This window comes from Flavonifractor sp. An92 (genome assembly GCF_002159175.1).
In the GTDB taxonomy this organism is placed as follows: domain Bacteria; phylum Bacillota; class Clostridia; order Oscillospirales; family Oscillospiraceae; genus Pseudoflavonifractor_A.
Genome location: NZ_NFGZ01000022.1, coordinates 13596 through 37362 on the forward strand (window position 1 = coordinate 13596; position 23767 = coordinate 37362).

Consider the following 23767-nt stretch of genomic DNA (forward strand, 5'->3'; position numbering starts at 1 on the left):
CTCCTTATTCGCTGTGCCGCCGGTCGATGGAGGAGAAGGTGGTGTACTCGGGCAGCCACTGCAGCTCCACCGTCCGGGTCTCGCCGTGGCGGTTCTTGGCGATGATACACTCGGCCAGGTTGTGGTTTTCGCTGTCCTCGTTGTAGTAGTCGTCCCGGTAGAGGAACATGACGATGTCGGCGTCCTGCTCGATGGCGCCCGACTCACGCAGGTCCGAGAGCATGGGCCGCTTGTCAGAGCGGCTCTCGGGGCCACGGGAGAGCTGGGACAGACAGAGCACCGGGACGTTCAGCTCCTTGGCCATAATTTTGAGGGCCCGGGAGATGTCGGACACCACCTGCTGGCGGTTGTCGCCCTGCCGGGTGGTACCACCGGCGGAGGTCATCAGTTGCAGGTAGTCTATGACCACCAGTCCCAGATTATCCACCCGGCGGCACTTGGCGTTCATGTCGGCCACGGAGAGGGAGGGGTTGTCGTCAATGAGGATCTGGGTCTTGTTGAGGGCGGCGGAGGCGGCGGCGATGCGCCCCCAGTCCTCTTCATTGAGCCGCCCGGTGACCAGCTTTTTGTTGTCCACGAAGGACTCGCCGGAGATGAGGCGCATACAGAGCTGTTCCCGGCTCATCTCCAGGGAGAAAAAGACCACCGTCTTGCCCGAAAACTTGCCCGCGTGGAGCAGCAGGTTCAGGGCGAAGGAGGTCTTGCCCATGCCGGGGCGGGCGGCCAGGAGGATGAGGTCGGACTTGTTGAGGCCCGAGATGGCCATGTCCACGTCGGGAAGACCGGTACTCAGGCCCGGGACCGCCTGGTCGCTGGCGGCCAGCTCGGCCAGGCGCTCGTACACGCTCAGGATCACGCTGGAGATGTGCTCCAGGCCCTGGACGTTGCGGCCCTGCCGGATGGCATAGATGCGCTGCTCGGCGGCCTCCAGCACCTCCTGGGCGGTGCCGGTGCCCTCCTGCACCATGGCAGTGAGGGCGCCGGCCGTCTCGGCGATGCGGCGGAGGAGGGACTTGTCCCGGACGATGCCGGCGTACTCCTTCACGTTGGCGGCGGTGGGGGTGATCTCCATGAGCTGGAGCACATAGTTGCGGGAGGTGTTGTCGTTGTACACCCCGTTCTGCTTCATGTGGTCCAGCACCGTCACCGGGTCGATGGTCATGGAGAAGTTGAACATGGAGTAGATGGTCTCGTAGATCTCCCGGTTCTGCCGGAGGTAGAAGTCCTCGGGTTTTAAAAGCTCGATGACCTCGGGCACGCACCGGGCGTCGATGAGCATGGAGCCCAGCACGGCCTGTTCGGCCTCCACACTGTGGGGCATCTGCCGGCCCAGCAGCTCTTCTTCCATTGCCATGTCTTGTTTCACCTCACGGGGGATCAGATTCCGGGGGCCTGTTAGGCCTCCACCACCATGACCTTCAGGGTGCCGGTGACCTCGTAGCCCAGCTTGCACTTCAGATCGTAGCCGCCGAAGGCCTTGATGGGCTCATCCTGGACGATCTTGGTCTTGGGGATGTTGATGCCGTGCTGCTCCTTCAGGGCGTCGGCGATCTCCTTGGAGGTCACGGAGCCGAACAGCCGCCCGCCGTTGCCGGCCTTGGCGGTGATGCGCACGGTGATGTCCTTCAGCTTGGCGGCAGTGGCCTCGGCCTCGGCCTTCTCGGCGGCCTCCTGAGCCTTCTTGGCCTTCTCCTGCTGCTTCATGGTGTTGATGTTCTCGGCGGTGGCCAGAACGGCCAGCTTCTTGGGAAGGAGGAAGTTGCGGGCGTAGCCGTCGCTGGCCTCGATCATCTGGCCCTTCTTGCCCTGGCCCTTCACGTCCTGCTGTAAAATCACTTTCATGGTTGTTTCATCCTTTCTATGTCGCCGCGGGGCGCGGCCGGTCAGTCGTCCTCTTCAAAGTATTGGTCAATGGCGGACAGCAGGTCCCGGGCCACCTGGTCGATGGAGCCGGGGATCTGCCCGCCGGCGGCGGCGGCGTTGCCTCCGCCCCCCAGCTTTTCCAGAATGACCTGTACGTTGGTATCGCCCATGGACCGGGCGGAAATGATGACCCGCTCCGCGTCGGGGAAGAGGACAAACGAGGCGTCGATGCCGGAGATGTTCAGAAGCTCATCCGCGGCCTGGGCGGCGGTGACGCGGCCCACCAGGTGGTCCACCACCGCCACGGCCACACCCTCCCGGTACATCCGGGCGTTCTGGATGATGTCGTACTTGGCGATGGTGCCCTCCAGGTCGTTCTGGAAGAGCTTGCGCACGTCGGCGGTGTCGGCCCCCGCCCGGCGGAGGAAGGCCGCCGCCTCAAAGGTGCGGCTGCCGGTGCGCATGGTGAATTGCTTGGTGTCCAGCACCATGCCGGCCAGCAGGGCCTCCGCCTCGGTGCGCAGGAGGTCGGCCGGTTCCAGCAGGTACTGCAAGAGCTCCGTGACCAGCTCGCTGGCCGAGGAGGCGTAGGGCTCGTGGAAATTGAGGGCGGCGTCGGCGATGTAGGTGGCCGCCCGGCGGTGGTGGTCGATGACCGCCACCTTGTTGCAGGAGAGGAGCAGGTCCTCGGAGAGGGTCTGCTCCGGCCGGTTGGTGTCCACCACCACCAGCAGAGACTGGGTGTCCGCCCGGATCATGGCGTCCTGGGGGGAGATGAACACGTCCCGGTACTCGGGCAGCTCACCCAGGTGGGCCACCATGTCGCTGGCGGGGTTGGGGCTGGGGTCCTTGATGACAAAGACGGGGGTGCCCTTTTTCCGGGCCATGGCGCACACGCCGCTGGCGGCGCCGATGCAGTCCAGATCGGGGAACTTATGGCCCATGACAAAGACGTGGGAGGCGTCGGCGATGAGCTCGCCCAGGGCGTTGGCCATGACGCGGCTCTTCACCTTGGTGCGCTTCTCCAGCTCCTTGGAGCGGCCACCGTAGAACTCAAAGTTGAATTTGTTCTTGATGACCACCTGGTCGCCGCCCCGGGAAAGGGCCATTTCCACCGACAGCGCGGCGTACTGGAACAGCTCCTGGAGGGTGTCGGCGTCCCGGCCCATACCGATGGACAGGGTGGCGGGCATATCCCGGGGGTTGAGGACCGAGCGCACCGCGTCCAGCACGGCGTACTTGCCCTCCTGCAATTCCTTTAAATACCGCTCTTCGAAGAAGAAGAGATAGCGGTCCCGGTCGTATTTGCAGCACAGGCCGCCGGTGGGGGAGGTCCACTCGGTGATTTTTTCGTCGATGCTGCTGAGGATGGCCGATTTGCTGTTGTCGGGGATGCCCTTCATCAGCTCCTCGTAGTTGTCCAGCACCAGGATGGCGCACACCGGCCGGGAGTCGTAGAACTCCTCCCGCACGGCGGAGTAATCGGTCACGTCCACCCAGTAGGTGGTGGCCAGGAAGCTGTGGGCCCCCTTCTCATCGGTGCGGACCAGATGGCCGAACACCAGGAAGCGCCGGCCGGACACCTCCACCTCGGTGGGACACTCAGTCTTGCCCTCCATGAGCCAGCGGGAGGAGAACCCGGGCACCGCCGCGGAGAGCTTGGTGTCAAAGAGGTGCTCCCGCTCGCCGGTGAGCTGGAGAAAGCGGTCGTTGGACCAGATGACCTCGTCGTTCTCCGGGCGGAAAATCACCATGGGCAGCGGGGCGTTGATCATCGTGTCTTTGGTGGCCACGTCCACGTTGCAGGTGATGTTGTCAATGTATTTCAGGATCTCCTTCTGCCGCTGGGCGTTGGTGCGGCGGAAGTAAATATACAGAACGAGGATCACCACCCCTTCCACAATGGCCAGCACAGGGTCGGTGGCGGCGCTGGCCAGGGCGAACAGGGCCAGACAGACAAAATACAGCTGAAAACCGGGTTCCAGCAGGCGGGAGAGTTTTTTCTTTCGCATGGGCATGGCTCCTTCCGCCGCGGTCGCGGCCAGGGTGGAGTGAAAGCGGCCGGACCGGCCGCTGAGGGGACGAAAAACGGTATCAACTATATTATATCACATTTTATAGGGTCGCGGTAGTATTTTCTGTGTCCGAACTCTTGCGGCGGGGAGGGTGGACTGCTATAATGCAGGAATACAGAGCGTTTATTGCACGCCCGCCCGGGAGACATTGTAGCGTGCTTTACAGTCTTTTGGAGCGCGGGCTGTCATACTAGAACAAAACGGGCCCTTCCGCCCGAATTTGATTTTCATTTAGGAGGCCCTAATCATGTATACATTCCCCGTTCAGCGCGCCGCGCAGCTCAAAGAGAAGCCCGACCCCAAGACCCTGGTGTTCGGCAAGGTCTTTACCGACCACATGTTCGTCATGAACTACGACGCCGGCCAGGGCTGGCACGACGGGCGCATCGTCCCCTACGGTCCCCTGGAGCTGGCCCCCTCGGCCATGGTGTTCCACTACGCCCAGGAGGTCTTTGAGGGCATGAAGGCCTACCGCCGGCCCGATGGCGGGGTACAGCTCTTCCGGCCCATGGACAACGTCCGCCGCCTCAACGACTCCTGCGAGCGTCTGTGCATCCCCAAGCTCCCCGAGGACGAGGCCCTGGCCGCCATTGAGGCTCTGGTGAAGGTGGAGGCCGACTGGGTCCCCAGCGAGCCCGGCACCTCCCTGTATATCCGTCCCTTCATCATTGCCACCGACGCCAGCCTGGGCGTGCACGCCTCCCACAGCTACCTGTTCTGCGTCATCTGCTGCCCCGTGGGCGCCTACTACGCCGAGGGCATCAACCCGGTGCGCATCTATGTGGAGAATGAGGACGTCCGCGCCGTCCGCGGCGGCACTGGCTACACCAAGTGCGGCGGCAACTACGCCGCCTCCATCCGCGCCGGCGAGCGGGCCGAGGAGCAGGGCTACGCCCAGGTCCTGTGGCTGGACGGCGTGGAGCGCAAGTACATCGAGGAAGTGGGCTCCATGAACGTCATGTTCAAGGTGGACGGCAAGGTCATCACCCCCAAGCTCACCGGCTCCGTACTGCCCGGCATCACCCGCCGCTCCTGCATCCAGTTGCTGAAGGACTGGGGCGTGGAGGTGGAGGAGCGCCTCATCACCGCCCAGGAGCTCTTCGACGCCGCCAAGGAGGGCAAGCTGGAGGAGGCCTGGGGCACCGGCACCGCCGCCGTGGTGTCCCCCGTGGGCGAGATGGGCTGGAACGACCAGCACGTGGTGGTCAACAACAACCAGATCGGCCCCATCACCCAGAAGCTCTACGACACCCTCACCGGCATCCAGTGGGGCACCGCCGAGGATCCCCACGATTGGGTGGTCCGCCTGTAAAAAACCATTTCCAAATCGGCAAAATGGTGTTATAATAGTATGTCACCACGAAGTGGGGAGAGCGGTCCGCCGCCCTCCCTGCTTCTTTCTTTGTGTGTTTGTGTGGAAAGATTTGTAAGTTGTAGAAGGAGAGAGTGGAATGGAGATCACGCTGGATGGGAGCCGCTTTGAGTACCGCACCTGCTATCAGGAGGAGAGCGGACTGCGGGGGAGCTTCAACGACCTGGCAAAGACGGTGTTCGGCCTGGACTTTGAGGCCTGGCACCGGGCGGGGTACTGGACCGACCGCTACCGCCCCTACTCCCTGGTGCGGGAGGGGAAGGTGGTGGCCAATGTGTCGGTGAGCCCCATGGACCTGCGCTGCATGGGGAAGGAGCTGCACTACCTCCAGATCGGCACCGTGATGTCCGACCCGGCCGAGCGGGGGAGAGGGCTCATCCACTTCCTGATGGCCCGTGTCCTCACCGACTGGAAGGGCAAGTGCGACGGGATTTACCTCTTCGCCAACCGCGAGACGCTGGAATTTTACCCCCGCTTCGGCTTTACCAAGGCCCGGGAGTTCCGCCACACCCTGCCGGTGCAGCCCAGCGAGGGGAAGAGTGCCACCGTGCGGCGGCTCATCCCGGAGCTGAGCCAGGACAAGGCCCTCCTCCTCAAGAGCTACCAGAAGGGCAACCCCTACGGCCTGCTCCAGTGGGAGCACAACCCGGGACTCCTCTTCTTCCACTGCGGCGGCGCGCTGCGGGAGCACGTGTACTACCTGCCTCAGTATGACCTGGTGGCGGTGGCCGAGTACGACGGGAGCACCCTCTACTGCCATGAGCTGCTGGGCCCCCGTGGCCCCGAGCTGGAGGAGGTGCTGTCCGCCCTGGCCCGTCCGGAGACCGAGAAGGCGGTGCTGGGTTTCACCCCCCGGGCCGGGTCCCGCTGCTCCGTGCGGCCCCTGCTGGGCGGAGAGACCCTCTTCACCCTGGGGAGCACCGGGGACCTCTTCCACCGCTATCAGATGCGCTTCCCCACTCTGTCCCACACCTGAGAACGGACCCGGACCGCCCTGTTGGGTGGTCCGGGTTTTGGCATATTTGAGCGAAAAATATGCCACACTATGCAGCCAGTATATTGTTTTTGAGGACGTTCTGAGGTAGGATTTCAGAAAAGGGGGTGGACGCCGTCCACCCCAGTCTGAAGAAAAGGAGCATCCCTTATGAAACGCATCGGTTCTCTGCTGCTGGCCCTGGCGCTGTCCCTGGGCATGCTGACGGTCTCCGCCGCCGCGCTGGAGGTGGAGGACAATCCCTGGCTGGGCTATTCCAATGCCCCGGTGGAGGTCTCCACCCACACCACCGAATACGGCTGGGAGGAGCCGTTGTACATCTTCCCCGCCGGGACGGAGTTCTATGTGAGCGGCTTCACCATGGCCGACTGGACGTCCCTCACTGCCTACGACCCCAGCGTGGTGGGGGACATTACCTTTGGCTCCAACTATGTCTTTTACTCCGCGACAGAGCGGTATTCCCCCGAGCCGGACAAGGTCTTTCACCTGGTGGTGAGCGATACCATGCAGGGCTTTGACACCTATATCAAGGTGGACAGCGGCGTGGCCGCTCCTCAGCAGCCGGAGGAACCCGCCGAGCCGGTGGAGCAGCCCTCGTCCTGGGCGGCGGAGCAGGTGAACGCGGCCATTGCGGCGGGCATCGTGCCGGAAAGCCTCCGGAGCCAGTATACCCAGGCCACCACCCGCGCCGAGTTCTGTGCCCTTGCGGTGGGGCTCTATGAGACGGTGAAGGGGAGCGAGATCACCGAGCGGGCCACCTTCTCCGACACCGACGACGTGAACGTGCAGAAAATGGCCGCCCTGGGCGTGGTGTCCGGCGTGGGCAACGGCAAATTCGACCCCAACGGCACCCTCACCCGGGAGCAGGCCGCCGCCATGCTGGCCCGGCTGGCCGAGGCAGTGGGCAAGCCCCTGACCGCCCAGGCTCCCACCTTTGCGGACAGCGCCTCCATCTCCGCCTGGGCCTCCGGCGCGGTGGGCCAGGTGCAGGGGAGCGGCGTGATGAGCGGCGTGGGGGGCAACAACTTCGCCCCCCAGGACAGCTATACCCGGGAGCAGAGCATTTCCACCATGCTGCGGCTCTATGAGTTGATGAAGTAACAAATCTCCACAAAAAGGCCCCCGGCGGTGCAAAAGCACAGCCGGGGGCCTGGTATTTTTGGAATCAGAACTGCACGGTGCGGGGGGCCTCGGTGAAGGAGGAGAAGGTGGCGGTGACCTGCTCCAGGGCGAAGATCTGGGTGTTGCCGTCGCCGGGCTGGTACATGGCCTTCAGAGAGGGATAGGCCTCCAGCATGTGCTCCTGGGCCTCCACCCGGGGGTCCTCCACGGCGGTGGCGGCCACGCGCAGCCAGCGCTCCCCGTCAAAGGCGCAGAGCTCCACCTTGGGGTTGGCCAGCATCTGCTTGGAGACGTCCTTGACCTTGCCGGTCTGGATGGTCAAACGGCCGTCAAACAGGTCGATGGTACCAAAGGGGCGCACCCGGGGCTGACCGCCCTCGTCGGTGGCCAGGTAGTAGGTCCCGCACTTCTTCAAGAACTCATAGACTTCCTGCATGGAACATCCCTCCTATCGGTTTTCCACTATTATAGCACAGTTTGTGGAAAAAAGGGAGCTCACTCCATGAGCTGGCGGAGAAGAGGCTCAAACTCCACGCCGTCCAGCAGGGGGGTGCCCAGCTGGAGGGTGTAGGCGGCGCAGCTCTGCACGAAGGACACCGCCCGGGCGCTGGCGGTCTCCAGGGAGCGGCCCCGCAGCAGCTCCCCCAGCAGCACGCTGGAGAAGAGGTCGCCGGTGCCGGGGAAGTGGCCGGGGATCTCGGGGGCCTGGGCGAAGGAGATGCGCCCGGTGGTCCGGTCCAGACAGCCCGCGCCCACCTGTCCGGGGGAGAGGCACACGCCGGTGATGACCACCGAGCGCCGCCCGTCCATAGAGAGCCGCCGAAGCCAGGTTTCGGTCTCCCCCTCGCCGGTGGGGGCGGCCTCGTAGGGCTCACCCAGCAGAATGGCGGCCTCGGTGAGGTTGGGAGTGATGAGGTCGGCCTGGGCGGCCAGGGAGCCCATGCGGGCGCACATCTCGGGGGTGTAGGTGGCGTAGGGCTTGCCGTGGTCCCCCATCACCGGGTCCACCAGCACCAGCGTGTTCCGGCCCCGGAAGCGCTCCAGAAAGGTGCGCAGCAAATCGATCTGCTCCGCCGAGCCCAGGAAACCGCTGTAAATGGCGTCGAAGCGGGCGCCCAGCTCCGCCCAGTGGTTCCACACCGGCTTCATCCGGTCGGTGAGGTCCAGAAAGACCGAGCGCTCGGAGGGGGGATAGGCGGTGTGGGCCGAGAGATAGGCGGTGAGCAGGGTGCTGCACCGGTTGCCCATGGCGGAGAGCACCGGCAGCACAATGCCCATGGAGCAGCGGCCGAAGCCGGACAGGTCATGGATGGCCGCCACCTGGGGCGCCTGTTTCATGGGGGTCACTCCTTTGGAATCACATCAGTTACGGCCCATTATAGCCCTTTTTCCCCGCTACTTCAATTGACTTTTTCCCAATTCAATGCTAAACTGAAAAAAGTTCCCCCATGCGGGTATGACGGAATTGGCAGACGTGCAGGATTTAGGTTCTGTCACCTTACAGAAAGAGAATGTGATGGGCTATGGCAAAACAGGTAACAAAAGGACATTGCTATCTTTGCGGCTCTATCATAGCTAAATCAGGATTTCGAAAACATTTGTCTTCTAAACATTCCTTCGTGGGAAAAAACGCTCAGGAATGTGTACTACTTAGAGTTGAGGATACCGATACGAAGGCTTATTGGCTGTATCTTGATATGCCTCTTACTTCTAGGTTGAAAACGTTAGACAATTTTCTGCGTGAAATATGGTTGGAGTGTTGTGGCCATGAAAGCACTTTCTTTTTAAGTGAAGGCCATGAAGTGGAGAAAAGCACCGAGTTGGGAGTGCTACCGATAGGTGTGACATTGGCATATGAGTATGATTCCGGATGTACAACAGACTTACAAATTACGGTACTTAGCACAAGCTTTCGCCGTAGGCAAAATGTAGCAGTTCGTGTGCTAGGACGCAATGTTCCATTAAACTTTATTTGTGGAACATGTGGGGAAGAAGCGAAATACATTTGCTGTGAATGCAATGCTATGGAACAACCTCCTTTTTTCTGCTCAAAGTGTATAGAAAAGCATGAACATGATTGTATTCTTCCGGTAGTTAATTCTCCACGGATGGGAGTGTGTAACTATCGTGGAGAATCTGACAAATATGCCTTTTTAGGTAATGCTAATGGGCATAGGTAGATTGAATACGGAATTTATGCTCTGCCTCGGGCATCCCCTCCCCGAGTAAAAGTAGAGGGGAAATTGTATAAGCGGGTATGACGGAATTGGCAGACGTGCAGGATTTAGGTGGTGTCACCATAGTGAAGGATTTTTCGTCAATCAGGTAAAGGCAGGACTGACCTGTTTTTATAGACGCGGGTCAAGTGTAACGCTCCGCCTCGGGTATCCCATCGCCGAGTAAAAATAGAGGGAAACTGAATATGCGGGTATGACGGAATTGGCAGACGTGCAGGATTTAGGTGCTGTCACCTTAGTGAAGAATTTCCCATCAACCAGATAAAAGCGGGCCTGGCCTGTTTTTATAGACGCGGCTCAAGCGCAACGCTCCGCCTCGGGCATCCCCTCCCCGAGTAAAAATAGAGGGAAACTGAATATGCGGGTATGGCGGAATTGGCAGACGCGCTGGATTTAGGTTCCAGTGGAGTGATCCGTGTGGGTTCGACCCCCACTACCCGTACCAAATAGCAAGCTGCATTTCTCCATTTAAAGACGAAATGTAGCTTTTTGCTTTTAGCAGCCAGTTTCCGTTAGATATTTAATAAACATGTTGAATGGTGGTGTCTAAATGCTCACAATCAACGACTATTTGGATAATATTTTGGAAGAATTTGAAGACTATGTATATTCCGGCGTAAGACTCTGCGATTTAAAGAGTGTTCATTTTGATGCAGGAAAAATCCCTGATTATTCAAATATTCATGTTCAGCAACTGTATCTGCTTCGTTATGCATATGCATACTCTTTCGAATACAAAAGCATGTATAGAACTCTGCTCGATAGAACGAATTTCAGAAAAAACATAGCTGTTACTTCCATTGGATGCGGAAGTATGCTGGACTATTGGGCACTCGCGAATGTCGTCCCTCGGTCATGTGAGATTCGCTATAGAGGGATAGATACGATAGACTGGGCATATCAAATAGAAGCGCGGGTTCAAGACGATGTGCGTTTCATACGTAATGATGCCATTGACTGCCTGTTTCGGGCACATACACTTTCTTCTGATGTGTATATTTTCCCGAAATCTATAAGCGAATTTCCTGTCATTGCAATGTCGAAAATCGGAAAGCTCTTCGGCGAAAAGACTCCGATGGGCAAGACAGTTTTCTTCATGTTTTCCTTACGCACAGACAGAGGCAGCATGGAACGAGATGTGTGTCGGACAAAAGCCCTTTTTGGAGCTATGCTTGAAAATGGATTCCGCTCAAGTGATGATCCTAACATGTATTGTCATTTTTCTGAAGATTGGCGTGAAAAGAAAATCAAAGACGTTGACGAGGATTTTCACCACCCTTGGAGAGTTGTTGATTTCTTAAAAGAGGAACTGCATTCGTCTTGCATTGGATATAGTCATACCGGAGAACACTGTGAGGACGATTGTAAGCGAAGGCTCAGTTGGTGGCCAATACTTACTTGCAAGCAAGCTCATTGGCAAATATTTGAGTTTAGAAAAGAGGCGTGATTCGTGATTATAAGTGCCAGTCGAAGAACAGATATTCCAACATACTATTCAAATTGGTTTTTTAATCGAATTATGGATGGCTATGTACTGGTTCGAAATCCCATGAATGCGCACCAGATAAGCAAGATAGCTCTGAACCCTGATGTTGTGGATGGGATTGTTTTTTGGACAAAAAACCCAATTCCAATGCTCAATCAATTGAATGTTTTACGCGATTATATGTATTATTTTCAGTTTACACTTAATTCGTATGCACAGGACGTTGAGACGCATGTTCCTAATAAGCAGAAACATATTATCCCAGCATTTAAAAAACTATCGGATATGATTGGTCCTGATCGTATTATCTGGAGATATGACCCTATTTTTCTAAACGACACATATACTCCAGAATACCATATTCGATATTTCGAAAGAATCGCAAAAGAATTAAGCCCATATACGAAAAAATGCACCATCAGCTTTATCGATTTCTACCGGAATACCTCAAAAAATGTTTCTGGCTTATCTCTACGTGATTTTCCAGAAGAAACTCAAAAGAGTCTTGCGAAAGAGTTAGCTGCCATTGCCCATAGCTATGGTCTACTAATTGATACTTGTGCAGAAGGTATTGAATTACAGGAATACGATATTGAACATGCAAGATGCATAGATGATCGCTTACTAAGCAAACTGTTAGATTGTCCTCTCGACATAGGGAAAGATAAAGGTCAACGTCTTGAGTGCGGCTGCATTGAGAGCATTGATATCGGAGCATATAATACATGCCGTAATGGCTGTAAGTATTGTTACGCAAATTATAGTGAAAAAACAGTGTGTTCAAATTTTGCCAAGCACATTCCAGACTCTCCCTTGCTTTTTGGCGAAGTCGGCCCTGATGATAAAATAACTGAACGAAAAGTTACGAGTTGCAAGATAAATCAAATTAGATTTGACATATAATTTTTCTATCAAAAATCTATCGATTTTCAGCTCTAACTTTTGAGTTTCCTTCTGCAACGCAAAAATGCGGGCGTCGAGGACCGGTTTCCTCAACGCCCGCATTTTGCGTTCAACTTGTGTACTTGTTTTTGAGATACTCAGCAACACATTCGATTTCAGGGAAAAGAGCTGCGCGATTGATTGAAAATGTCTCCAATTGTTCAAGTAACTTCTTTTTCCCATCAATCAGTATAACTACCTTTTTCCCATTTTCCCTATAGCGAAATTCTTCCAGTGATCTATTGCCATCAGATAAACCACATAGGATAAACGCACCATCTTGCTTAATAATTCGATCGTTATTTTTTAGCGCATAGACAATGAAGCTACTCACCAGATCGTCCTTTTTGATTTCAGACAGAAAAGCAGGTTTTTCAAGTCTTACTTCATGAAGTAAGCGAGCCACCTTTTTGTTGAAATCATGTTGTGATACCGTTGGATCTGATGCCAATCGTCCAAATTCTTGCTGTTTCTCGTATGAAAAAACAGGTAGACTTGCCAATATGGATACTGTATCACTTTGTGGGTATTTGATTTCATGGTTCTCGGGTGAAATTAAAACCAGTTCCCCATAGCTCTCGGGATTACTCTCACATGCAAAATACAACGCAACAAGAGGGTTCCTTGTAATATCCAGCAAGCGAGTAGGCAAACCGTAGTGCTGCATCTTTACCAGTTTCTCAAGATGAGTGTGACATTTTTCAAAGTCATCAGGGCAATTAATTATCAGTTCGTGGTATATTTTGCTTTCGTTCTGCAATAAGCGCGGGGTTCGCATAATTGACGGACGTAAAATATAGTTTGGATCTGCATGTCCTCGGAAAAATAGCGTTCCTGCCTCTTTCTTTAGTGAAGAAACATAACTGTTTACACTTGAAACAGAAGAGAGAAAATGTATCTCAACTTTTTCTGCATTATATACTACACCTTTTGAAAAACGGATATCATTTTGTATGCCATGTAATTCCTTTATCTGTCCGAGCAAATCTTTAGTGAAAGTATTTCTTTCTTCAGAATTTTTCAGTGTCTTGTAGACCCAGTTAACAATAGCACTGGATTCTAAATATGTAAGCTCGCACTGGGAGCTATTGGTATCGTCATTATATGATTCTTCTCCCATTTTTTGACGCCAAACAGAAGAAGCCGTATTTTTGTTGGGAAATCTTCCTTGGTACAAAACTGCATATCTCGATTTGCTTGCTACAAGGCGTGCATATATATCTTCTTTCTTTAGTCGTCCAAATATGTATGCACTCATATCGAAATAGCCATCGGAAAGCATTTTGTCCAGACATACATTTCTAAATGCTTGCTGTATATCCTCGATATAATACAAATCATCAAAAAAATAGAAGTAGAAGAAAGCATTCACCCCCAGAAGCATATCTGTCTCAAAATAGTGATTCACTGTTATTAATTGTAGCAAAAAGGCGGTTTATCCGCAAGTCTATTGACTCTATATCCTTAACTTCTCCATCACAATCTCATCTATTTCCTGTTCAAATTTCAGTACCTTTTCCTGTAATAACAAAATGTGGGCGTCAAGGACCGGTTTCCTCAACGCCCACATTTTTTGCTTCTGCTTCAGTTCCTTCTGTTTCTCGGCCATCTTGACCCGCATGGTCTGGGCAAACTCTTGCACCGCTGCATCCAGTACCTCCTCATGGATTCGGTGAGAACTACAGTAGCTTTTCCCGTTCCGATGGTATCCCTTACAGACATACTCCACACGCCGCTTGCCGTTCCAGTACCGGATCATCGGCACAAAGGGGCTGCCGCACTCTTTGCAGAGAATCAGTCCAGCGTAGCGATGTTTCGCCTTGTTTCCATTGGCCGGACGGGCCTGCGCTTTCAGTTTTTGCTGAACCTTCTCCCAAATGTCACGCTCAATTATGACAGGAAAGAAGTTTTCGTGCCGGTACCACTCCGCCTGCTCCAATCGCTTTGCCTTGCCGCCGTTGGTTTCAGACCGGTGATTGATCAGCACCCCGGTATAGGCCTCCTCCACCAGGATGTTTTTTACGCTGGCATACGTCCACACATAGCGCCCATCACTGGTTTTGCTTGCCGCACAGACTTCTTTGCCGCATTGCTCCGCCCGGAGTTGTGCCGGCGTCTTTCGTCCCAGCGCATTGAGCCTGCGGGCAATTTCTTTTTGACCAAGCCCCTGTAAGTAGAGAGAATAGACCATCCGCACAGTTTCCGACGCCTCCGGGTGGAGTTCAATCGTATTGGTGTTGCGATCTTTCCGATAGCCAAAAGGCGGTGTGATCACAATACCTTCCCGCTGTTTCTGACGATACCCGGCCCGAATCTTTTTACTGATGTCCCTGGCGTAGTAATCGTTCATCAGGCCACGGATGCCGATGATCAAATCATCCTCGTCGCGGAAGGTATCGATCCCTTCTGTCGCGGAAATCACCCGCACCTGATGTTCCCGCAGATAATCAATAAACAGTGCGGTCTGGGTCCTGTGGCGGCCAAGTCGTGACAAGTCCTTTACGATGACAGCATCGATTTTATCAGCGTCCACAGCCGCCGTGAGCTCGTCCAGCCCACGGCGGTTGAACTTCATGCCGCTTACATTGTCATCGAAAGACTGTCCCACAATGGTGTACCCATGCTGCTCGGCAAAGCCATGGCTGATCTCCTGCTGGTTCAGGAGAGAGTTCATTTCCTGGTCATCATCGTTTGACAGTCGCGCATAGATCCATACCCGCATCTGTTATCACCTATCCCGCATAGTAGTCACCATAAATGATTGCGCCCAGCCGGTCATAATCGAAATCTGCGGAGAGGATGGAGTCCGTTTGCTCCCCATTTTCGAAGATGTCCAGATGATCCCGGAAGGGCGCTTTCAGCCGGATCTCTAAATCCAGCTTACCATCCTCCTCATGAACAAGGATTTTTTCAACCAGCATTTTCAGATGTGCCTCCGACATTTTGCCGTCTTGAAGAATATCGTCGATCAGGCTGATGTCTCGCTTTAACTTGGCCTGGCGGCTGCGAAGCATTTCTGAGATGTTCTGCAGTTCCTCGATCTGCTTTTTGGCCTCTGCGATCTGCTCCTCACGCTTTGCGATCATTCGCTCATAGCGTTCCGCGTTGGCCTTATCCCGGATGCGTTCCATCAAAATCACCTCCACTTCCTCCTCCAGCAGGAGAATGTGTTCTTGCAGTTTGCTTATTTTGGCACTGGCCACGGAGGCTTTGGGCGTCCATTTTTCAATGAACCACTCCAGTCTTGACCAGTTTTCTTCGTACAGTTCCTTTGTCCGCAGGAGCTCCGCGCCGATCAGGCGATCCAGCGCTTCCTCATCCACCATGTGAGAGGAGCAATGTTCCTTGCCGTACCGATGGTAGGTATCACAGACATAGACCACCCGTTCACCGTCCTTCAGCTTGATCCGCTTGCCGATGAAAGTCCGGCCGCAGTCCTGGCAGCGAAGCAAGCCTCCGTACCGAAGGATACCCTTGTTGGTACCGGCCCGGGTATTTTTTGCCTTGCGTTCTGTCAGAAGTGTCTGCGCCAGCTCCCATGTCTCACGGGTCACGATCATCGGCAGATAGTTTTCATGGCGGAACTGCTCCTCCGGGTCGGTGAAGCGGAAGGTCTTATTGATTTTATTGCGCTCGCTCTTGTGGCAGATCAGCGTACCGATATAACTCTCATCCTTAAGGATACGGCCAACCATCGTCGCGTCCCACAGATATTTCTTGAGTATCCCATCCTGCGTATTGGGCAGTCGCTTATTTAGCAGCTCCATCTGCATGAGCGCAGGCGTTTTTCTTCTCTGCTCGTTCAATGTACGGGCAATGGCTTTCATCCCGCTGCCGCCGGTATAGGCGGAGAAAATCATGCGGACAGTTTCGGCGGCTTCCTCAACAACGACGACCTTCTTGGTGTTCTTGTCCTTGAAATATCCGAAGGGTGGAATGGTCACGATGCCCTCCTTTTGCTTCTGCCGGTAACCGGTCCGCACACGGCGGCTGCCATCACGGGCGTAGAAGTCGTTGACCAGTCCCTTGAAGCCAATGATGAGATCATCGTTCTCGTTAAAGGTATCGATGTTTTCTGTTGCGGACAGGACCCGCACATTGCGCTCACGGAGGTAATCAATGAAGAGTGCGGTCTGTGTCCGGTGCCGGCCCAGGCGGGACAGGTCTTTGACGATGATGGCTTCAATTTTCCCTGCCTCGACCACTTCATAGATTTTGTCGATGCCCTCACGGTTGAAGTGCATACCGCTGACATTGTCATCGAAGGATTCGCCAACCACTTGATGTCCGTTGCTGACGGCAAAGTTGTATATGATTTTTCTCTGGTTGTTCAGTGAATTGAGTTCTTCATCCTCATCTCTGGACAAGCGGTAATAGAGCCAGACTTTCATAATCGTTCCTTTCCACTATGGTGTGCCGATCATTCACGACACACCATAGCACACAAGTTTTTGAATAGCGATCAAAACAAATCAGGCCACTTCATTTTCTACCTTACCAACAGAATCAGCAGGCTGATTTGTGTACGGATCATCCACAGATAGATAGTCGTGGATCATCATTTTCAGGAAGTGATCGAACTGGTCATCTGTTCCCACATAGGAATACATGACACTTTTGATGTTGCATTCTTTTTTCTTTCTACCCATAGCATTCCTTTCCCCCGAAACCAATTCGGGCAACAAAACAGCAGACCGTCACATGGTCTGCTGCCAAGTCTGTTCTTCTTCATGATCGTCCTCGGCATGGCCTTGGGCGATTTTCTTTTGCTGCTGCTTGCGGAGAGTTTTTCTGTCTGTGTGCGGATGCATGGTGGTGCTGTCCATCACAGACTCAGCAGACTGAGACTGCTCCAGATGGTATCCAAGCCCCACCACAGCAGAAGCAACGCCCCCGTCCCCATCAGCAGGACTGTCCATGTGGGACCATCCAGGTGCGGCAGCCACAGTCTGGGCAGTCTGATGCCGGGCAGAGAAAAACGCTTCTCGTTCCGCTTCCCAGCCTGTTCGCTCATCCGCTCCAGATGCTTCACCGTTTTCAGCAGCTCCTCCATCTGCGTCCGAGTCGGGAGCTGCGCCAGCAGTTCGCTGATCCTCTTCAGATAGCCAATCTGTCTCTCGGTGTGGTACCCCAGCGTGTAGAGGTCGTTCTGCAAATCCTCCCACTCCGCTCTCGTGGAATGCACTTCGGGAGGCGGTGTCAGCTCTTGTGCCGGGGGCTGCGGTGTGGCCTGTGCCATCTGCGCAGGTCGGTTCTTCTCCAACAGCTCGTCCATGGATAATTTCTGCTCTGATCCTGAATTCATATTCCATCTTCTCCTTCAGATATTTGCCCCCGAACAGCAGGCGGTCACGGCACTGCCAGCCGCTGGGTGTGGTGTAGGTGATGTTCCGCCGGGAGGTTTCCCAGCAGACCTTGCAGCCCTCGCTCTCCATCAGTGCAATGAATTCCTCACGGGTGGAGGCGTGGCGCATACAGTCGTTGATGAGATTCATGAGCTGCAGCTTCTTGCTCTGGCCACGGGCCGCGGTGTGATACTCACCGACTGTCATGGTCTTGGTTTTCTGCTTCCTGTCTTTAGGCTGGAACACAGGGAGAGAAAACTCCATGCAGACCTGATCGTTGCGCTGCCTCAGTTGCTGGAGCTGCTCCTTTGCGATGTGCAGTTTCTTTCCGGTATCGAAGTTGACGGAGTTGATGAGGAAGTGGGAATGGATGTGTTCCCGGTCTGTGTGGGTGCAGACCAGAACTTCATAGCCCTCATAGTACTCAGCCAGCTTCAGCGCCGCCGCATGAGCGGTGACCGGGTCGACCGCTTCGCCTTTCGGGAAGCTCTGCACCATGTGGTAGAACAGCACGCCATCGGTTTTGTGATGCAGGCGCTTGGTAGTCATGAAGTCCGCGTAGACAGATTCCGGCTGGCAGTTGATGCCTGTGACCAGCCGTTGCCCATCGAACTCAGTTTTCTTGTCCTGCATGGTGTATCGCATCACGGCTCCCATGCATCCGGTGGTCTGTCCTCGCTTGTAGTTAGTGAAGCTGATGATCGCCATTTTTCACCACCGCTTTCGTTCCAGAATCAACCGGACAGCAGCGCAGAGTTCAGAGAACGCCTGGCGCACACTGTCCAGATTGACCACCGTGACGCGCCCCATGTGCGCCAGGGTGACGAGTTGATTCAGATTTCTGCCAATGGACTTCAGCTCCTTGAGCACTTCTTTCAGTCCATCGACGACCACAACCTGCTTTCCCAGACAGCAGGCTGTCACATAGTCGCTCATGGACATTCCGGAGCGTTTCGCCAATTCCTTGATGGCCTCCCGGTCTGCGGATGCCATCCGGGTACTGAACTTGATATCCTTTTTCATGTCGTTTCCTCCATATTGCAGATAAAGTGGGCCCGGGCTTCTGCCCGGAAATAATGCGGAAGGTGGGCGGCGGCTGTGCCGACGACCAGACAAACGCGATGCTGGCCACCTCCAAGGAGGTGATTCTCCCGCGCCGAACACCCACGTTCCTTCTTTGGCCACAAACGGCCCAACACGGCGTTTTTCTTGCTTTGCGGGGGTTTACTCGCCGCACCTGGAAACTGCCCGCAAATCGCCGCACAGCGCCCCGGCAGGGTCAACAGGGACGACCGCCGGGACACCCTGGGTATCGTCACTTTCGGCACGCTGCAGCTCAATGAGCCGCCTTCCGTTGCTGCGGCGCACCACAGCAGAAATGCCGATTTTCCTTAGTGCGTCCAGGTTTTGCAGAATCTGTCTGGACACTTTCTTGGGCGAGATACGCTCCACACCCAAAGGGTCGATTCGTTCAGACAGCTCTGTGGGAGTGCCGATAAATTCAGTTCGGTCACTCATCAGTTCGGAGAGGAGATAAACGATACGGTCGCCCAGCAGCTCCGGCTGTGTCCGGCTGTCCGACACCAGTTCCCATACATTTTCACCGTTGCGCTCCAGTGTCAGCTCCCGGTATTCAATGTCACGGCCAATACAGGAGAGCTTTGCTCTGCCGCTGCCCCGCCGTTCCTCCACCAGCGTGAAGCTGGAATCCACCGCACCGCTGATAGCAGTCGTACCAGAGATGCGGTTGAACACATCGTCAGCGGTTTCCTTGCGCAGATGATGAATCAGCAGGATGGCGATGCCGTGGGCATCTGCGATCCGTTTCAGCGCAGAGAGGTCGCGGTAGTCGTTGGCGTAGGTTGCGTCACGAGCTGGACGAACCATCTGCAGCGTGTCGATGATGACCAGTACCGTGTCCGGGTGGGCGGTGAGGAATGTTTCCACCTGCTCCTCCAGCCCCTGTCCAATGAGGGCGCACTCCGTGCAGAAGTGGACGCTGCTTGGTGCGTCCTCGGTGATCTCAAAGAGCCGGTTCTGGATACGGAGAACGGAATCCTCCAAGCAGAGATAGAGGGTGGTACCTTGCTTCACGGACATCCCCCAGACGGTTTCGCCCTTGGCCACCATGACGGACAGCCACAGGGCCAGCCAGGACTTGCCCACCTTGGGAGAGCCGGCCAGGAGGTGCAGCCCCTGAGACAGAAGCGTGTCTACCACGAAGTTGAGCGGCGTCAGCGGCAGGCTCATCAGGCTCTCGCCGTCAATGGTTTGCAGTCGTTTTGTTTTACTCATAGGATCATCCCCTTGTAAAAAGATAAGGACAGAGACCACGCGGCCACCGTGGCTCTTGTCCTTTCACTTGATTATTGGGGGAATTTTGATAAAATGAGAATATCGCAAGACAGGCAGAAAACAGATATAGGACAGAGGAGGTGGCCCTATGCCACTGGGAATCAGGCAGAACAACAATTTTCTGCATCTGACAATGGATGTCTGGCAGGATCAGATCTTTTTCAACGAGACCGTCTACCCGGCCGGCCACTTTGCCGCCGAACTGTTGAATGTTCCCGAGGAAACCATACGAGAACTGGTCACCCACGGCGGTGCCATCAGCCATCAGGTGGAGGCCCTGGCTTTGGCCGGGCGAGGTGAATTTATCAACCTGCTGGACGGGACCCGCACCTCTCTGGAGAAGCTGCTGGACGCCCTGTGGCACTGTCCGCCGTACAGCCTGATGGACAAAAGGCAGGAACAGCACACACTGGAGGTGCTGTTTTCCCCGGCCTCCCACAACGACCTGCTGAAGCCGGCTTCGCCCGTCCGGGAATTTTTCTTCCGCTATCTGGTCGCTGCCTTCAGTATCCCCCTGGGCATCCAGCACTTCGCCGTGGCGGCACGATATTTTGAGGAGGGCTATCTGCGGCGGCTGAAGAAGCGGACGGAAACCTTCTTCGCCATGGCCGCCCACGACTGCTTCAACAGTGAATGGTTCTGGGATATGATGCGTGATTTGCCGGTACCGGATATTGAGCCATTTACCATCACGCCGGATCTGAGATCCTCCTATGTCTTTGCCCGACATCCGAAACAGGAATCCGAAACAGGAAAAGGAAACCGTATTTGTGAACCGGTATTTCTTTGACCATGTCATCAGCTTCTACATCTTTGATCTGATGAACGGACTGCAGCACGGCCATGCGCCCAGCCGGTGCTGTGGCTGTGGAACATACTTTCTCACCACCAACGGCCATATGCCAAAATACTGCGATGGCATTGCGCCCCAGGATCCCCGCATGACCTGCCGGCAGTACGGCGCCATGATGCGGCAGAAGGAGCAAAACAAACAGCACCCGGTCTACCGCCTGTTCACCACCCGCACCAACACCATCCGCAAGCACCACCAGAGAGGAAAAATCTCCGACGAGCTGCGCAATGAAGCGCTGTATGTGGCGGAGAGCCTCCGGGATAAGGCGCTCATGGACAACGACTATGCCGCCAGCGGCTATGCACACGACATGGAGCAGGAAGCGATTTACGCCCAGGCGAGAGCACGCCTTGCCCGGGAGGATGGGTCATGAGTATGTACCGCTGCGACGATCTCTGCCCGAGCAACGAGGAGCTTGCCCTGCGGATACAGGACGGCGATCCGCAGGCCGCACCGCTCCTGCTTTCCCAGAATGAGGGATACCTGACCATGCTGGCCGCAAGCTACTGCGAGCAGTTTTCTCAGGACTTTCTGGTGGACGACCTCAAGCAAGAGGGGGCGCTGGCACTGCTGGACGCAGCACGGCGGTTTGATCCCTCCTATGGAACAAAGCTGCTGACCTACGCGACCCCTGCCATTGAGACGGCCATGCGGGACTGCGCTGCCCAAGGTTCTTTTTCTCTGTCCCTTCCGCTGGACCGTTACCACCAGCTGCGCCAGGTGGCATTTCTCTATGCCACACATGAGCGAGACACTGAAACGGATCTTCTGCCCGCCATTCAAGAGAAACTGGCAGTCTCCGCCAAAGTAGCCAAGCGTCTGCTGGAAGAATACCGTACCGTGTTTCAGATTGAGTCTTTGGGCGAGCGTGTCTTTGACCTGGGGTGTGGAGGTGACCCCGCCAGGGCCTACGACCGCTTCATGCGCCGAACGCTGCTCCTCCAGCGCATGGAGGAGGTGCTGACGCCCAGAGAATTGAATTTGGTACACTGTTATCTTGAAATTGGCCAGCCAAACGAGCAGAGCATGACCTTTCAGGAACTGGCTATCCGGCTCAACTACAACGGCCCCAGCGGTGCGGAGAAAGCGTATAAGGCTGCCATCCGGAAACTGAGAAAGCAGTTGAACGGCGGCGCTTACGGTCGGTGGCTCTCCATCCAGAAAGCCATTCGCAAAGCCAGAGCGGATGCAGAGGCTGATTCCGGTTACTATGTACCGCCGCAGACCACCTGGCTGGACGAAAAAGAACTGGCGGAGCGGTTTCTCTGTGAAGTTATTTCGCTGATCCACGTCCATGAGATATTCAGCGACGCATTGAAGCAGGAAACAGAATAAGCAGTGCGGCACCAGACTTTGACCTGATACCGCACTGCTTTTCATTTATCCCATGATCCCGATTTTATTACCGTTCTCGTACATGTCCTCGGCGTATTCCGCATGGTTGGGTCCTTGGCTTTCTATCCAGCCGAAGCCTGGCACATAGACCATGTTGTCCGGCTTGCTGTCAGGTGCCGGGGCAGGCTCCGGTTCTTACTGTGGTGTGGCATCCTGTTCAGAGGGAGCCTGTACTTCGCTCTCTGGGGGCGCTTGAGCAGGCGATGGCTCCGGGACAATGTCAGTTTCCTCGACCAGTTCCTGCAGTGTTGCTTCCGCCTTTTCTTCCTCTGGCGGTATGACTTCTTCCATCTCTGCTATCTCCGGAATTTCGGGCTGTGTGGCGATTACAGCGGCTGGCATGGGCAGCGCGGGTGTATCCCCGGCTGGTTCGTTCTGTGGCCATACAGCGGCACACAGGGCCAGACAGGCGGCGACCACTGCGGCAGTGATGATTCGTTTTCTCATGTTGCTTCCTCCTTTCCGGACATGGAAAGAGCGCCCGATCTCTTCGTCGTACAGCGAGAGACTGAGCGCTCTTTTTCATATTGATTCAGTTCCGCGGAGAGCTGCCACGCCGGCTCAAATCCAGAGATAAAGCTGTCCATGGAGCGTTCCTCTGCCATCAGACTCTGGGCATCCATGATTCGAAGCACCAGCCGCCGTTCCGGCTTTTCCAACGCTTTGATCAGTGCTTGGTGGCATTCTTCCACTTCCTGCTTCTGCTCCGAAAACTCGGGTGGGGTATAGAAGCAGTTGTACAGGTCCTTGAGTAGTGTTTTCATGTGTTGCACCTCCCAGTGGCAACACACAATACCACACCAGAAAGAAAATAGCTATAAAAACTTGACATCCGAATTATTTAGAGGTTCAATTTCATCGGAGCTTCAAATTATTCAAATCAAAGCGCTGTGCATAAGAAGATAGAATATCTCTGGTAAAGGTATCAAATGATAGCGCCTCCAAAGGTAACGAAAAATCTTTTGGCAGCAGCCCCGCTTCAATTAACTGAGATGTTGATCTGTACAGGACGGGGCGTTCATATTTGAAATCCACAATTAACAATGTACAACGCTCATATTTGTAGAGTTCATCATTTGAGTCTGTGCGGCCATTGATAGCAGAGAAAAAGCTGATATATTTGGCCACATTTGTTTGATGAGACTTAAATGTAATTCTTCTTTCATTCATTGTAGCTTCATCATACTCGTAAACCGGGATTAAATATACCTCCCCCAAAACAGCATCCCGATACATCATGTGGAGATTAAGTGCTTCAGCAAAAGTTCGTTCAAAGAGGGTATCCGTATTTTTTGCGATGCTACTCATTTGGCTTCGGACATTTATAATTAGGGTATTTCTTGTATACTCCTCGCCATAAACATCGATTACATTTTCATTTGCCAAAGGGCCCCAGGAAATGCGTCTCTTGACTTGGGCTACATTTTTAGGTACAACACAAACATCCTGATCTTTCTGCTTCAGAAAACCAGCGATTTTCATCTCCGGTTTAGTCTCCTCAAAATGAGGATATATCTGAGAAGGGGCAATTCCGTTCTGAATCAATTCATACTTTACTGCATCGTGAATCAGATTGATCAATGCCGAAGACCTGATAATAGACTCTTTCCCTTTAACCCCTCCAGCAAGAATTGCCGCTTCAAGCTCTGTTTTGAATCGGAACAACTGCTCGTCAATGTATGCCATAGTATCCCTCTTTTCGATCGGATTACCAATAGTTTAGCATAC

Annotated in this window: 24 protein-coding genes, 1 tRNA gene and 1 pseudogene; 10 read left to right on the forward strand and 16 right to left on the reverse strand. The window is 54.8% G+C overall.

Annotated features, from left to right (window positions below; all coding sequences use genetic code 11):
• Nucleotides 1–4: 4 nt before the first annotated feature.
• Genes dnaB through B5G43_RS12855 form a run of 3 tightly spaced genes read right to left on the reverse strand, consistent with a single transcriptional unit; the run spans nt 5 to nt 3875 of the window.
• Nucleotides 5–1354 carry a replicative DNA helicase gene (gene dnaB, locus B5G43_RS12845; protein WP_087262027.1) on the reverse strand — a complete coding sequence of 450 codons (1350 nt, stop codon included), beginning with the start codon at nt 1352–1354 and terminating at the stop codon, nt 5–7.
• Nucleotides 1355–1395: 41 nt separating this feature from the next.
• A complete protein-coding gene (gene rplI, locus B5G43_RS12850) occupies nt 1396–1842 on the reverse strand; it encodes a 50S ribosomal protein L9 (protein WP_087262029.1) in 447 nt (148 codons plus the stop codon).
• 41 nt (nt 1843–1883) lie between these two features.
• Nucleotides 1884–3875, reverse strand: coding sequence for a DHH family phosphoesterase (locus B5G43_RS12855; RefSeq protein ID WP_087262031.1), 1992 nt, complete (start codon nt 3873–3875; stop codon nt 1884–1886).
• Between the two features lie 310 nt (nt 3876–4185).
• On the opposite strand from B5G43_RS12855, the gene B5G43_RS12860 reads away from it, so the two are divergent.
• From B5G43_RS12860 to B5G43_RS12870, 3 genes are all read left to right on the forward strand, one after another.
• Nucleotides 4186–5250: a branched-chain amino acid aminotransferase gene (locus B5G43_RS12860; protein WP_087262033.1), complete on the forward strand. Its 1065-nt coding sequence runs from the start codon at nt 4186–4188 to the stop codon at nt 5248–5250.
• Between the two features lie 139 nt (nt 5251–5389).
• On the forward strand, nt 5390–6286 hold the full coding sequence (locus tag B5G43_RS12865; protein ID WP_087262035.1) for a GNAT family N-acetyltransferase: 897 nt from the start codon (nt 5390–5392) through the stop codon (nt 6284–6286).
• Between the two features lie 168 nt (nt 6287–6454).
• Nucleotides 6455–7405: an S-layer homology domain-containing protein gene (locus B5G43_RS12870; RefSeq protein WP_087262037.1), complete on the forward strand. Its 951-nt coding sequence runs from the start codon at nt 6455–6457 to the stop codon at nt 7403–7405.
• 64 nt (nt 7406–7469) lie between these two features.
• Here the strand turns inward: B5G43_RS12870 and B5G43_RS12875 are convergent, their stop codons facing one another.
• Both B5G43_RS12875 and B5G43_RS12880 read right to left on the reverse strand, forming a co-directional pair.
• The gene (locus B5G43_RS12875; protein ID WP_087262039.1) at nt 7470–7862 is read right to left on the reverse strand and encodes a pyridoxamine 5'-phosphate oxidase family protein; all 393 of its coding nucleotides are present in this window, start codon (nt 7860–7862) and stop codon (nt 7470–7472) included.
• Nucleotides 7863–7921: 59 nt separating this feature from the next.
• Complete coding sequence (locus B5G43_RS12880) at nt 7922–8764, reverse strand: pyridoxamine kinase (protein ID WP_087262040.1); 843 nt, start codon at nt 8762–8764, stop codon at nt 7922–7924.
• A 185-nt stretch (nt 8765–8949) separates the two neighbouring features.
• Here B5G43_RS12880 and B5G43_RS17145 point away from each other — a divergent pair, with 185 nt between their 5' ends.
• From B5G43_RS17145 to B5G43_RS12890, 4 genes are all read left to right on the forward strand, one after another.
• The gene (locus B5G43_RS17145; RefSeq protein ID WP_140397536.1) at nt 8950–9606 is read left to right on the forward strand and encodes a hypothetical protein; all 657 of its coding nucleotides are present in this window, start codon (nt 8950–8952) and stop codon (nt 9604–9606) included.
• A 417-nt stretch (nt 9607–10023) separates the two neighbouring features.
• Nucleotides 10024–10108, forward strand: a tRNA-Leu gene (locus tag B5G43_RS12885).
• A gap of 105 nt (nt 10109–10213) precedes the next feature.
• On the forward strand, nt 10214–11110 hold the full coding sequence (locus B5G43_RS17150; RefSeq protein ID WP_140397537.1) for a hypothetical protein: 897 nt from the start codon (nt 10214–10216) through the stop codon (nt 11108–11110).
• 3 nt (nt 11111–11113) lie between these two features.
• Nucleotides 11114–12052 carry a DUF1848 domain-containing protein gene (locus B5G43_RS12890; RefSeq protein ID WP_087262042.1) on the forward strand — a complete coding sequence of 313 codons (939 nt, stop codon included), beginning with the start codon at nt 11114–11116 and terminating at the stop codon, nt 12050–12052.
• Nucleotides 12053–12161: 109 nt separating this feature from the next.
• Here the strand turns inward: B5G43_RS12890 and B5G43_RS12895 are convergent, their stop codons facing one another.
• From B5G43_RS12895 to B5G43_RS12920, 7 genes are all read right to left on the reverse strand, one after another.
• Nucleotides 12162–13499: an FRG domain-containing protein gene (locus B5G43_RS12895; RefSeq protein WP_140397538.1), complete on the reverse strand. Its 1338-nt coding sequence runs from the start codon at nt 13497–13499 to the stop codon at nt 12162–12164.
• 48 nt (nt 13500–13547) lie between these two features.
• The gene (locus tag B5G43_RS12900; protein ID WP_087262046.1) at nt 13548–14813 is read right to left on the reverse strand and encodes a recombinase family protein; all 1266 of its coding nucleotides are present in this window, start codon (nt 14811–14813) and stop codon (nt 13548–13550) included.
• Between the two features lie 10 nt (nt 14814–14823).
• The gene (locus B5G43_RS12905) at nt 14824–16482 is read right to left on the reverse strand and encodes a recombinase family protein (protein ID WP_087262048.1); all 1659 of its coding nucleotides are present in this window, start codon (nt 16480–16482) and stop codon (nt 14824–14826) included.
• Nucleotides 16483–16563: 81 nt separating this feature from the next.
• Complete coding sequence (locus B5G43_RS17395) at nt 16564–16740, reverse strand: hypothetical protein (RefSeq protein ID WP_158097432.1); 177 nt, start codon at nt 16738–16740, stop codon at nt 16564–16566.
• 48 nt (nt 16741–16788) lie between these two features.
• The gene (locus B5G43_RS12910; RefSeq protein WP_087262049.1) at nt 16789–18144 is read right to left on the reverse strand and encodes a relaxase/mobilization nuclease domain-containing protein; all 1356 of its coding nucleotides are present in this window, start codon (nt 18142–18144) and stop codon (nt 16789–16791) included.
• A 3-nt stretch (nt 18145–18147) separates the two neighbouring features.
• Entirely contained in the window at nt 18148–18459 is a 312-nt protein-coding gene (gene mobC / locus B5G43_RS12915; RefSeq protein ID WP_087262051.1) for a plasmid mobilization relaxosome protein MobC, read from the reverse strand.
• 201 nt (nt 18460–18660) lie between these two features.
• Nucleotides 18661–19731, reverse strand: a complete 1071-nt coding sequence (locus B5G43_RS12920) for an AAA family ATPase (protein ID WP_087262053.1) — start codon at nt 19729–19731, stop codon at nt 18661–18663.
• A gap of 148 nt (nt 19732–19879) precedes the next feature.
• On the opposite strand from B5G43_RS12920, the gene B5G43_RS12925 reads away from it, so the two are divergent.
• Genes B5G43_RS12925 through B5G43_RS12935 form a run of 3 tightly spaced genes read left to right on the forward strand, consistent with a single transcriptional unit; the run spans nt 19880 to nt 21979 of the window.
• Nucleotides 19880–20581, forward strand: coding sequence for a hypothetical protein (locus B5G43_RS12925; RefSeq protein WP_087262055.1), 702 nt, complete (start codon nt 19880–19882; stop codon nt 20579–20581).
• On the forward strand, nt 20562–21017 hold the full coding sequence (locus B5G43_RS12930; RefSeq protein WP_087262057.1) for a DUF6076 domain-containing protein: 456 nt from the start codon (nt 20562–20564) through the stop codon (nt 21015–21017). Before B5G43_RS12925 ends, B5G43_RS12930 begins: the two co-directional genes overlap by 20 nt.
• Entirely contained in the window at nt 21014–21979 is a 966-nt protein-coding gene (locus B5G43_RS12935; RefSeq protein WP_087262059.1) for a sigma factor, read from the forward strand. The genes B5G43_RS12930 and B5G43_RS12935 overlap by 4 nt, the downstream gene beginning before the upstream one ends.
• Nucleotides 21980–22024: 45 nt before the next feature.
• Here B5G43_RS12935 and B5G43_RS18145 read toward each other — a convergent pair.
• The 4 genes and pseudogenes from B5G43_RS18145 to B5G43_RS12950 form a co-directional block, all read right to left on the reverse strand.
• A pseudogene (locus tag B5G43_RS18145) lies at nt 22025–22147 on the reverse strand (DUF6550 family protein); the annotation flags it as partial.
• Between the two features lie 27 nt (nt 22148–22174).
• On the reverse strand, nt 22175–22486 hold the full coding sequence (locus tag B5G43_RS12940) for a hypothetical protein (protein WP_087262061.1): 312 nt from the start codon (nt 22484–22486) through the stop codon (nt 22175–22177).
• Nucleotides 22483–22803, reverse strand: a complete 321-nt coding sequence (locus B5G43_RS12945; RefSeq protein ID WP_087262063.1) for a DUF6809 family protein — start codon at nt 22801–22803, stop codon at nt 22483–22485. Before B5G43_RS12945 ends, B5G43_RS12940 begins: the two co-directional genes overlap by 4 nt.
• Before the next feature lie 91 nt (nt 22804–22894).
• Nucleotides 22895–23725 (reverse strand): hypothetical protein, encoded by an 831-nt coding sequence (locus B5G43_RS12950; RefSeq protein WP_087262065.1) that lies wholly within the window; start codon nt 23723–23725, stop codon nt 22895–22897.
• Between the last annotated feature and the right edge of the window lie 42 nt (nt 23726–23767).